General features: G+C 67.1%; 3 protein-coding genes (1 of these 3 cut by a window edge). All 3 read right to left on the reverse strand.

The features are described from left to right. Tightly spaced (at most 16 nt apart), the 3 genes in view from IRT45_RS21335 to IRT45_RS21345 form a layout consistent with a single transcriptional unit that may run on beyond the window. Positions 1 to 9,476, reverse strand: the beginning of a protein-coding gene (locus IRT45_RS21335; RefSeq protein ID WP_194807607.1) for an MFS transporter. It extends 19,057 nt beyond the left edge of the window; 9,476 of the gene's 28,533 nt are visible here — the first part of the coding sequence; its start codon is at positions 9,474 to 9,476; its stop codon lies beyond the left edge, outside the window. A 9-nt stretch (positions 9,477 to 9,485) separates the two neighbouring features. Continuing rightward, positions 9,486 to 11,093, reverse strand: a complete 1,608-nt coding sequence (locus IRT45_RS21340) for a hypothetical protein (protein WP_194807608.1) — start codon at positions 11,091 to 11,093, stop codon at positions 9,486 to 9,488. 16 nt (positions 11,094 to 11,109) lie between these two features. Continuing rightward, positions 11,110 to 12,495, reverse strand: coding sequence for a hypothetical protein (locus IRT45_RS21345; protein WP_228534723.1), 1,386 nt, complete (start codon positions 12,493 to 12,495; stop codon positions 11,110 to 11,112). Positions 12,496 to 12,690: the final 195 nt, after the last annotated feature.

The raw sequence follows: 12,690 nt of genomic DNA on the forward strand, positions 1-12,690 counted from the left end.
AGGCCGATACGGATCAGGTAGGCATTGACGGTTGTGGGTGAGATCCCTTGCGCCGCCGCGATCTGCCTGTTCGTCTTGCCCTGTTTGACGAGTCCGAGAATTCTGGCCTCGGTCTCGGACAACGAATCTCTGCCCTGGAACACCCCGGAACCGGTATCCGCTGCATCGGACGGAAGCACGAGGCCACCGGTGCGCAACGCCTTGCCTACCATTCCCGCCCGGTCCCGGATGCCGAGCTTGACGCCGATCCGGTTCAGCCGAACCTTCACCTGGTCGGGCGAGAGGCCGAGAAGGACGGCGATCTCTTTGTTGCTCATCCCTTCGGCGACCAGCCCCAGTACCTCACGCTCCGCATCGGACCAGTCGACACCCGGGCCGCTGTCGATGACGGGGATCAGGCCGGCGTGAAAGGCCCGTGCCACCATCCCGGCGCGATCACCGATGCCGAGTTTGCCGCCGACGCGGGCGAGATGGGCCTTCACCGTGAGCGGTGACAACCCGAGTTGCGTCGCGACCGCCTCGTTCGACATGCCGTCGGCGACCCTCGCGAGGATCAACACTTCTTGTGTGGTCGGTTCGAGGTTCGATGGTTTTCCGAGCGACGCCGCGATGTCGTCGTCCGAGAGCAGCCCCAGCTCTCGTGCCGCCGAAACGATGCCGACCCGGCCGTGGTCCCCGAGCTTGTCGCCGACCTGCTTCAGGTAGAACTTGACTCGGCTCTCCGAGCGGTCCAGCCGACGTGCGATGACGTCGTTCGACAACCCGGCGGCAACCATGCGGATCAGTCGGAGTTCGTGCTCGGTCAGACCGTGCGCTGGTGCGTCAGGGACCGCCTCGTAATGCTCGTCGATTTCCGGCGCGACGTCCCTCGGTACCAGCGCCTGGGCGGCCCGAGCGAACGCCCCGAAGGCACCTTGCTGAAGCGGCGTGCGGTCTCGGCTCGGGGAGGTGACCGCCTCGGTGATGATCCGACGCTGCCTGGAGGACAGGCCGGACCATGCCCTCGCGGCAAGCCGCGCAACGTCGAGAATCCACGGTTCGGTGTCTTCCTCCGCCGCGACCGGCCAGCGCCGAGTCTCCGCGATTCGAAAAACGACTGCGTTGATGTATTGAGCCACGGTCCGCCGTCGTACTGCCTCAGGGTCCGCCGCAGGTTGTGTGTCCGGCGTCAGCGCATCGAGCAGGCGTCGGAATGTCTTCTCGCCGTACCGTTCACGCAGTTCGCGGAACGCCGCGGCATCACCCTCCTGGGCGCGCTGCAGCGTTGACGATTCCGGGCCATTCGACCGTCCACGGACCGGTGCGTTCGTGCCGGCGAGTACTGCGCCCGCCTTGTGCGGGCGAGGCGTGAGACGACCTGCGGTGCTTTCGAAGTGGGCGAAGAAGGCTCGGTCCACCCGGGGGAACGACTGTCGGAAGAATTGTTGCCAGGTGTCGCGGTCGCGGATTCGGGAGATGGTTCTGCCGCCCAGGTCGGGGTCTGCGATGCGAGGGACGTTGGTGTCGTAGACGAAGAGGACGCCATCGAGTTGGGTGACATAGAAGGCGTGCGCGATTCCGTCGCGCTCGACCACGAAGACCGAACTTTGCCGCGAGTCTTCGGAATTGAGCAGACTGTCGATTTCTCGATCCAGGCGCTCCACAAGCGCCCCATCGACGTCGGCGATTTCGGCGAGACCGGTGGTGAGGCCGGTGACGAGTTCGCCCCAGCTCTCCGCATCCTGATGCGCGATGAGCGCAGCGTCCAATCCGTCGGCCCACGCGGCCTGGATGGTGGAGCCGGCGCATGCGACGACATGATCGGGCACGGCATCGGCCGGTTCCTGAGTGGAGCGGCGCAGGAACCTGCCCGTCGTTGCGTAGCGCGTGGTAGCGGGCCGGCGCGTTGCACTGCGGCTGTGCGTGGTGGCGATAGCACCGGTAGGAGGTGTCGCGTGGAATTCGACCGAATGCTCGATCGTGTTCTTGCCGTTGGCGAAGGTGATGCGGCGGACCGCGACCGTACTTTCGGCGATGACGAGTTGTGTGCCGCGGCCGCCTTCCCGGTCCACAGCTTGTTCGTCGGCTGTCCACTTCGGCAGTTTCGCGGCGATGCCCGGGACGATGTCGTTGGCGACCGCCAGGTGCACTTGGTAATCGTCCCCGGCACCCCGAATCGCCAGATCGAGAACTTCCTCCGGCGCCAGGCCCGCCGACGAGGCATTGCTGTACAGGTGTTTCTTCGCGTTGGTGACCAGTTCGCTCACCGCTCGCATGATGCTGTCGACCAGGTCGGCGGAGATATCCGCTTCGTATTCCAGTAGCCGTCCCTCGACGGCATTGCGAATTCGGCGAACCTCCCGTTGGTACGGCGGTATTTCCTCCGGCTCGGATTCGCCGAACATCTCCATCAAACGGTCGAGATCGATTTCTCCCGAGGACCTTTCGACCGGTGGCTCGGCGGCCCGCTCCACCGAATCCGGAGTGCGTCCCAGCCGCCACTCGACCCGCACATAGGAGTTGTCTCCCGTGATGTCGATGAGATCCACGTTCACCGCATCGGCATCGAGCTCGACCCGGAGAGATATCGGCCCCTGTCCCCACCGAATCGACGCACCGACGGCCGCGGCGATATCCCGCACGTACGCCGGATCCGACCAACCGTCCAGCAACTCGACGATCTGTCGTTCCACCAGCTCGGCCTGCGCCTCGTCACCGGCCGCGATATCGTCGAACCGCAGGCCCGGTTGATCCGCCGGCGCCGAAGCGAAGAAGTGATCCTCGGCCGCATCCAGGTCGATCGGGCTGATTCCCAGTTCACTGCCCAGGAGCCGGAAAATGCGTCGGCTCGGTACACGTTCCCCGCGTTCGATCTGGCCGATATATTTCTCGGACAGGCCCGTATCGGCTGCTACGTCGGACCGTTGCAGCAGATAGTGATATCTCAGCGCCCTGAACCACAGTCCCTGTTCCGTCGGAGCGTAGGCAGCCCAACCGAGATCGAGCCTCGCATCCGGGAAGAACCGTCCGGCGGCCCGGTGGGTCGCCTCGGCCTCGATGTTCAATGCGTCGCACAGCGACAGGAACACGACGACACCGGGGTCGCGATCGCCTGCTTCGATGGAACGCAGGTGGATCGTGCTGATCCCTGCCGCCTGTGCCAGCTCCTCCTGTGATACCCGTCGGTCGTTGCGGTGCGCTCGGAGCCACAGTCCGTGCTCGCCGAGAGCGTACGCGGTGGGGTCGAGATCGGTTGTCGCTGCGGGAAAGAAGTGGCCGGTGGCGGTATCGATCGCTTCGCGCCCGAGGTCCAACGCCTGACACAGTGACCGGAAATCAGCAGCCCCGAGGTTCTGCTCTGCCCGTTCGATCGATCGGAGATGTTCGGTGCGGATTCCTGCGGCCCCTGCCAGGTCCTCCCGTGACATGCCGCGTTCGCCGCGGTGCGCTCGGAGCCACAGTCCCTGCTCCCCGGGCGCGTACGCGGTGGGGTCGAGATCGGTTGTCGCTGCGGGAAAGAAGTGGCCGGTGGCGGTATCGATCGCTTCGCGCCCGAGGTCCAACGCCTGACACAGTGACCGGAAAACGGCGGCCCCTGGAACGACCTCGCCCTTGCCGATCGAGCTCAGATACTTCGCGTTGATCGCGCCGGCCTCCGCCAACCTCTCCCACGACATGTCCCTGTCATTGAGCATCGCCGAGATCCAACGGCCTGGCGCGTCGAGAGGGTATGCGGCCGGATGCAGATCGAAATCGGCGTCCGGATAGAAATTGCCTGCCGCATCCACGAAATCGGATCTCGGCACACCCAGCGCTCGGCCGATCTTCACGAAGAGTCCAGGCCGCGGACGCGTGCTTCCCTGTTCGATCCGGCTCATGGTGCTGCGATTGACGCCGATAGCTCTGGCCAGGTCTGCCGCAGTCATATTCGCGCCGTCACGCCGGCCCTTGTCGTGACGCCGCGCCGTGATCCACTCACCCCGCGCACGGTTCAACGCATTCGCGGTGTGCTGAGCCGGCTGATTCGCCGCGTTCTCCGACGGCCTGCTGCCGATGCTCCCCAGTGCGGCACCGGTCTGGTCTTCGGCAGCTATGGGGGCCGGGCCCTCATAGGGTCGACGACCGACCTCTATGCGTTCGTCGCGGCGCGGATCGTTCGATACGGTCTCTGCGGCATCCAGTCGGATCGGCATCGCCGTGCCCAGGTCCGATAACCCAGCGACTATCGCATCGAATTCGTCCATCGTGGGGTCGGGAGCGACGACTTGCCGGGATGGCTGTCGGGCCTCGGCGGCGGGGGCGCCCCGGCGCGAATCAGTGACGAGGTTGCCGTCGCGGTCGAACTCGATGGTCTCGAACAGCCGCTTCTCCACCGGCATCCGATCGATGAACCTGTGTTGCTCGCGGCGCCATTCATCGAATCCGACAGCTTTGTTCAGCATCGCGCGGCGGTTTCGCAGGTCCCGGGGACCGTAGTCGTTCGTAGTGTCACCGTCCCGCGAGGCCGCCAGGTCGACGACGACCAAGTTCGGTTCGTCGATCGAGTCGCTGTCGTTGATCAGCAGGACCATATGGTCGTCGGCGTCGGCGCTGCCGCTCGCTCGGGTGTCCTTCCATTTGTAGACCAGGACGCTGATCCCGCCCGGCCGGGACTTCAACGATTCGGCGGCCTGCTCCAGCGAATCCCTTTTCTGGAGCGTGGCGCCGAACACCTTTCGCACCACATCGCGTCCGTGGCCCCCCAGGCTGGCGGCGGGCATCTCGAAACGGCGGGGGTTGTCGGGGCACAACACTCGCATGCCGGTCACCGCATTGTTGACACAACTGTTGGGGCTGCGGCGGTGGATCTGCACGACCAGATCGAGCAGGGTCGAAGTGGCCAGATACTGCGACGCGGCGGCGACGATGTCGGCGTCCGCCCCTGCGGCGACGTCTCTGCTGTCCGCGTTCTCGGCGTTTGCATCTCGGTCGGCTGCCGCTTGGACGTCCGGATTGTGGGATTCCGCGCTCTGAATGTCCGAAATATCGGCGTCCCGGCTCACCGGTCCGGGAACTACTGCCGCGGAATCGATATCGTTTCCCACGGCGTGGCCGGTGTTCATGGCGGTCAAGTGATCGCCGACCGCTTCGCCCAGGATGTCGCGGGCGATGACGGGGGTGATGCCGGCGGCCGGATAACCCAGCGCTGCCGCGAGGGCGCCTCTCGCCTCGGTCAGCAGCGGATCGAGCATGCGCATGCCTTCGGCGCCTTCGATATCCGCGCTCGGCATACCGAGTTCGTCGGCGAGCTGGTTCCGCCACTTCATTATCTCGATCAGTGCGTCCACATCGCTGAGCCCCGCTCGCTCGCGCGCCTTCGCGGGGGCGGTGGCCTCGACTTGTTGCCGCAGCGCCTCCGCCGTGGCGGGTGCGAGACCGGCCCGATTCAGCAGTTCGCGCACCGGATCGGTGGCACCGTTGCGTTCGAGTTCGGCAATCTGGTTCGCGACGGCCGGAGCCGGGATTCCCAGCAAACCGGCCAGCCTTCTCGCCTGGTCCGCCGGCTCATCCGGGCGGGTGAAGTCTGGTTCGCCGTACAACCCGGTCTCGGCTTCGGCGAGGGTGAGGGGGACGTTGCCGGTCGAGAAGGCATGATGGCGGATGAACTCCGCGGTGGAATGCCGCAGCGCGCGCTGCTGCAGTTCCGGTGCCATCTCCCGCACGGCATGGCTCGCCGCGACGACCGCATCGTGGGTCTGGGCGGTGGGATCGGCCTGGTGGGCGGCCACGGCCTGTTCGTAATGAACGACCGCCTCACGGACTCCGCGCAGGTGCATGGCATTGCGGATCAGGGCGTCCTGCGTCGACATCACCACTTGCGCGCTGCCACGCTGACCGTTACGTGCGGTGCGGTTCTTGGCCTGTTCGTGGATATAGGACTGCTCAGGAGCCTCGGTCATCCAGACATGCATGCCGCCCTTGACCTTGACCGCTTCCGATACCGAGATATCGACACCGCGCTGGCCCTGCTTGTTGATCACCAGGATCTTGCCCTGCTCACCGGCCTCGTCGAAGACCTTCTGCAACTGGGCTTCCCAGTCCGCGCCCCAGCCGATGATCCGCTTGGCGTCCACCGCTTCGATCGCCTCTCGGGGCACTCCCGCGCGCACCAGTGCCTCGACCTGCCGGGCGACCAGATCGTTGCGGTGACAGAGGATCTCCTGGAACCGGCCCTCGCCTCCGGCCCGCATCTCGTTCGCGTATTCGGCAATCGCGCGCAGTTTGGCATGCGTGCTCTCGACCACATCATGCTGACCCTCCACCAGCCGATGCGTCTGCGACCGTCCGACCTCGTGGGCCTCCTGCAGACCGTAGATCTTGTTCAGTACGGGGTTCAGGTCGGTGAGGGTGCCGGATGCGCCGGTCACTTCATCGAAGAAGGATTCGCCACCGACACGGTAGATTTCGACCGAATCGATGCGTTTGGCGGACTCCGCATCCGCGCGCACCACGATCCGATGCGCGTCGGCCTTCTCCCCTCGAGCCTCGGCCGCCCGGAACTCCTTGGCTTCGATGGCTTGGGCGAGACTCGCCTTGCCCGGCTCCGCGCTCCACCGTGATTCACTCGAGGTCTTCGGGTTTCGTTGCAGGCCGTGTTCGGCTTGGTCGATGATGACGATCTTGCCCGCGTCCATCTCGTAGTGGACGCCTTCACGGACGAGAAATTCGGCGTGGGCCGCGGTCTCCAGCCGGGAGGCGCCCATTCCGTCCAGCCAGTCTTTTCCGCCGGGCAGTGCCTCGACCTTCGCCCGGCCCTCGGGCGTGAGTTCGGGTTGACCGTCGTACCAGTACATGACCTCCGGTGACCCATCGGCATGCTCTCCTATTTCCTCCGAAATGCGCCGGAGGCCGAAATCCTCGTGTGACAGAGCCCCTTTCGCCAATGCCTCGGTGAGGAAATCGTGGGCATCGAATACCTGCTTGGCGGTTGCCTCCGGCGCCGCCTGCTCGACACCTTCCGACCGGAGGAACTGCCGTTCACCCCGGTCGATGATGCCGTCCATCTCGTCGATCAGCGCATGGCGCGGTGGCTTGATACCGGCGTTGCACAGATGCCCGACTGTCTCGCCGGTCGCGACCACGATCGCAGGCCGCCCTGTCGTGATCGGCCCGAAACCGTGCTGCTGATCGGCGCGGAACACGTCGATCCCGAATTTGCCCAGCACGTTCTGCATGTCGGCGAATTCCTCATCGCCGGTCAACAGCTTCCGATACGTGCTGACTTCGCGGTTGGCCAGTCCATCGGTGGTGGTCACGAGCAGAACCGAATCGTGCTGCACCGCACGTTGGATTGCGCCGGCCATGAATACCAGCGATTTGCCCTCGCCGGGTTTCATCTCTACCGGACGCGATTTCATCGCGTAGACGGCTTCGGCCTGTTCGACCCGCAGCACCATGCCGCCGGGCACCTTCTCGCTGATCGTGCCGCGCCGGATGATCTCCATCGTCGCCAGCAACGACTGGTGCTCGTCGCCGCTGTGCAGGCCGGCCATCAGCACGTCGTCCGGAAGGTTGGACAGGCGTTGACTCTCCGGAACATGCTCGGCGGAGGCCTGGTGGAAGTCGATCAGCAGATCGACCGCCTTGTCGCGGTCGCTGCGCGGCAGACCGGCGGCATCGGCGAGACTGTCGTGATCGGCGGTCGGAACGCTCTGCTCATCGTGCACCGATGACGGATGTTTTTCCGCAACGGGCGTTTCGGCACCGTCGGTCTCGGTCCGGCCCGAGTGCTCGGGACTTTCCGGGCCGGACTTTTCGGCGGTCGCATCCCGCTGCGGGGCCGAACGCTCTCCGCCACCCGAGGATTCGTGCTCGTCGCGAGCGCCCGGCGGCGAACCGGCTTCGCCCTCGGCGACCGGATGGGGTCGTGCCGATGTCTCGTTGCCGGCGCCGTCCGCGACCGCAGTGTGTTCTCGGGCCGGGCTCGGCCCGGCTTTCGCCTGCGCACTGTTTTCTCCCGGGGCGGCGGCCCTTTCGTGAACCTCGCCTACTCCGCGTGGCGGGCTCGCCGGGAGCTTGGGCGGCGGCGAGGTTTCGCCCACCGCCTCGACCGATAGGGGCGCGGTCGCCTTCCCGGCGGCGACCGTTTTCTCGGCCGGTGGCCGCTCGCCCGGAGTGGCCGTCTCGGAATGCGTGCCCGACCGTGCCGCGGCGGCGTCGGAGGATGCGGGACGGACCTGTTGCCCGGACTGGCGGCCACCGGCTCCGTCCGCTGCCGTCGATGCACCCTGTTCGCTACGCGGGCGTGGTTGCGCCGCCGCGGTCTGCCCTTCGACCTCGACGCGAGCCCCGCCGCGCTCACCTGCGGTCTTCGTTGTCTCCGCGGTCGGGCCCCATGCGTTTTGCGCGTCTTCCCACGCCCGTTTCGATTCCGCCGACACCTCGACCGGGCGCCGAGGCGTCGCGGCTTTCCCGTCGTGCCCTGCCGAGAACGCGTCGGGTGGTGTGAAGGTTCCGCCGCCGTCGACGGTCCTCGCGGGGGCGCCGCCGCGGGAATACACGCCCCCGGCGAATGCACCGTTGAGCAGCGGCGCGAGCACCTGGTCGTAATGCTGCGGCCAACCGGCCACCATCGAAGCCGCACCCAGACCCGATATCGCGCCAGCGGTGCCGTGCACCAAACCCATGGCCAGGCGGCTGCTTGCGATCTTGGGAAATACCATCGGCGCGAACTTTCCGGCGAGCATGCCGCCCGCCGCCCCACCGATCCCCGCCAAGGCCGCGACTTCGATCGACTTCAGATCGACACCGGTCGGATTCGAACCGTCCGATCCGATGATGTCAGCGGTGCGATCGCCGGTGGCGACCTGCAGCGCCTGCACACCCGCGTCCACGCCCACGGGCAGCGCGGCCGCCTTGCCCAGCATGATGGCGAACTGCAACGGTCCCGCCGCGGCCAGCCGAGTAGCCGCCTTCGCCGCACCGGCCTGGATCGCCCGTTCCAGGCCCGCCCGCATGGCCGTTACTTCGCCGCGCCCCTCGACCAGCATGGCATCCACGGTGGGCGCCGCGGCGGCGGTGCCGGCCGGACCCGCGGCCGCGGCGCTGCTCACCACACCGAAGATGCGCCACGCCAAGTGGATACCGAACGTGAACATCACGCACAGCCACTTCTCCGCGTCGTTGGCGGCCGCCTGCGCCTGGTCGGCCAGGGTGGCGGCGTCGTTACCGAGCTGAGCCGCGCCTTTTCCGTAGGAATGCAATGCCTCGCGCAGTCGGTCGGCCAGCTCGCCTACCGAATCTTCTTGCGCAAGAACAGCTTTGATTTCCCTGGAGTGCCCGTCCAGCTCCTCGCCACGTGCCCGGAGCTCGGCGGCCATCCGGCGCATCTCGGAGATGTCGGCGCGCGGGAGTTCTCCGCCGAAGACCACCATCTCGATCGGGCGCCGCAGCATGTCGGGCAGACTTTCGAAGGTGTTCCGCAGCTCGACGACGGGGCTGAACAACGAACCGTCCACCGGCACCACCTACACCGGTCGAGATGCCGCGGCGACCAGCACCGCATGCAGCAATCTCGCCTGTATGCCCGCCTCGGCACCGTGCTGCACCACTTCGGCGAACGCGATTCCGAGGGCGTGGCCCACATCGAATTCGCCTGGGATCGCGGACTTCCCGGCCAAACCGGCTCGCCAGTCCCGGTAACCGCTCACCACTTCGGCGAGTGTGCGGTCCGGCCGCGGCTCCCGGCGCAGGTATTCCCCGATCAGGACACGCTGCGCCTGTTTGCGCGCTACGCCGCCACCGGCGTCGTCGAGGGCCCGGCCGAACTCGTGGAGCGTTGCCGGATAGATGTCCGATCGCACCGGCTCGCCTCCGGGTTCCGGGGTCGGGGCGGCCGCCGGTTCTTGCGCGGTGCGCAGGTCGAGCGTCATCGAGCTGGTGGCGCCCTCGTCGCCCGGTTCACGACGCCATCGCACCGTGCCGCGTTCACCATCGAGCTCCGCTACCGCGACCGAATCCAACTGGATCATCGGGTAATCGGTGAGAACCCGGTCCACCGCTGCCAGAAAGTCACGGACGGGCGGCACTTGGAGGCCGGGTGTGTCGAACCCGGTCACCTCTACACCGTGGCGCTCGGCCACTGTTCGCGCCAGCCAACCGATCATCGGGTCGGACGCCCGCTGCTCGCGAGAGCGGCGCCGATCATCCGCACGCGCCTTGTCGCGCGATGATCGGTCGGATCGTGGCGGGGAACCGTGCCGGGGATTCGACTCCGGCCGGCTGGGAGATCCGGTCTTTCCGGGGGTTTCGGTCCTTCCCGGTGTGCCGGAAGGGCGAGGCGGCTGCCCTCCCCACGGGGTATCGCCCCGTTTCGTCGGTGTCGCTCGGCCGCCGGACGAGGCGTCCGTGGCTCCCGGCGCGGCGCGGCGGTCGGCGGGAGGCGGTGCCGACGAGGACGGCCGCGCCGAAACAGGGGAGGTCCGGCGACCAGAGCCACCGGCGGGGTTGCGCCCGTCCTGCCCGGACGGATCGGACGTCGGCCGATCCTGATTCCACGGCGAGCGGGACTGCGCCCCATCTTGCGGGACGGTCCGCGCCGGAGAACCGTTCGGTGACTGCGAACCACCGGCCGGGGGTTGTCCGGCGTGCTGCGTCCCGCCGGCGCGCTGCGCCGGACCGTCGGCGCCCGCGGAGTTGCGTCCCGGGGAGGAAGCAGCGGGGTCGTACGGGACCTGTGCACCGGTGTCGACCGGCGCCGTCGGGCTGGCCGCATTATTCGGTTGAAGCGTTGGCGAACTCCCGCTTCCCGGAGCCTGATCATCCGCCGCGTCGGCCAGCCGGGCGGCGTTGCCGGCATCCTGCGCGTCGAATTCGTCTGCGACACGGACGATTCCGGCCGCCGTACTATGCAGCCCCTTCTCCATCGCCCGCACATTGGCCAGCATCTGATCGGCGTGCGGTGTGAACTGCTCGGCGAATTGACGGCCCATATAGTCGTCGCCCCAGCTACCGCGAGCCTGATCCAGGCAATCCCGCAGTCCCGCGTAGGTCTGCCCGACCCGGTCGGCGAGTTCGGTCAGCCGTGCACCCCGTTCGCGCAGGCCCGCCAGGTCCAGTCGAAGTTCGCCGCTCATATTCCGCCTCGAACCGTCAGTTCCGGCCGCCGACCCGCAGGCGGAGCCGTCGCTCGAAGTCGGTCACGAAAACCGACAGCGGCACCGACGAACTCGAGCGCTCCACGACACCGTCGTCGGCGACGTAGAAGACCGCACGATCCAGGGCGATGTCGTTGTCCGGCACCGGCGATCGCACCATCCAGCCCACGCTGACCCGGTCGGCTCGCAAGGATGACGTGGGGTAGTCCGAGGTATCGTACCCGCGCTCGCGGATGTGATCGCGGACCAGCGTCAACGCCTCCGCTTCACCGATCCCGGCGATCTCGCCGGCAACCAGATCCGCGAGGACGAATTGGAACAGCGCACCGGCGACATCGACCCCGGTGTCGTCACCGACCACCTGCACGATCGCCTCACGTGTCACCGCGGCGGCCTGTGCGGCCGATACCAGCAACTCGGCGGCATCCGGCGACGGATTCTCCACCACATCGGCGACTACTCGCGCCACCGTATCGGCGGTCCACACCGCGGGCAGCGCCGCCGCGCATTCCGACATCGGAGCGGATTCGCCCCGGTACCACTGCCCCTCCTCCCACCAGTAACAAAACGACAGCATGCCGGTCAGCACCCGCGGATTGAGCACCGGGTCCGCCACCCAATCCGGCGCTCCCGCAAATACTTTCGGCATCGCGCCACCGCCGTTGTAAGCGACGTCCAAAGCGGGGGCCTCCCATACGCCCCCCGACAGCACCGCCCGATCCCCGGGAAGCACCGTCAACGTCGAGCCGCTGTGTTCCGCGCTTTCGAAGATGCCCACGGACGGGCCGATTCGTGGCCCCCGTTCCGAGCCGGCCGCCACGAAGGCCGCGGCCAGTACCGCCCACCGTGCCCATAGGATTCGCAGGTCCGGCAACTCTCCGGTGACCGGCACCGGCCGCACCCCCGCACTCCGGTCCGCCCGCATTCCGTCCCAGGCGGCGCGTGGTGGCCTCGACTGGGATTCACCGCGCCCGAGATACGCCGCCAACCACACCGGCAACCGACGGCGCGGATGACGGTCCAGGTCGGCCAGGTACGCCTGGGGCGCGAACAGTTGCTCGCCGGGAAACGGCTCGGCCCCGTGATCGACGACGACCTCGGCCTCCTCCGCGTCGGCGCGCACCACTATCCGCCACCACGGCTCGCTCTCCAGCTCGGCCGAGATCTGCCGGTGCCGGCGCACCGACGCCCACACTTCGTCCGACGCCTGACACCTGATCGGCCCGTTACCGTCATCGACCAGGAACAACGCCGACTCGGTGACAACGGTCACCGCGAACGATGCCTCCAGCCGTTGCCATCCGGGTGGCGCGAGCTCGCGTAAGCCCGCGGTGATCCGGTCCGCCACGTCCGCGAGATCCTCACTCCCGGACCAGATCACCGCACACTCCCTGATCCACGACATACCGATACGCGACCACTCCCGCGGCTGCGCACCTCGACCTCGGGAGGAGTAGAAGCAATTCCCACCACCGCCTCGATCTATCGCTTGTCAGGGCCGCATTCGGATCGAGAATTTCGTAACCGAGGCCCGGATGCAACCGGGCTGCTATTGCCAGCCCTGGAAAGTGATCCG

The sequence above is a fragment of the Nocardia sp. BSTN01 genome (genome assembly GCF_015354405.1).
GTDB lineage: Bacteria > Actinomycetota > Actinomycetes > Mycobacteriales > Mycobacteriaceae > Nocardia.

Bases quoted from the DNA above. Each gene is read 5' to 3' on its own strand.
- IRT45_RS21340 (WP_194807608.1), bottom strand. From the start codon at position 11,093: ATGAGCGGCGAACTTCGACTGGACCTGGCGGGCCTGCGCGAACGGGGT.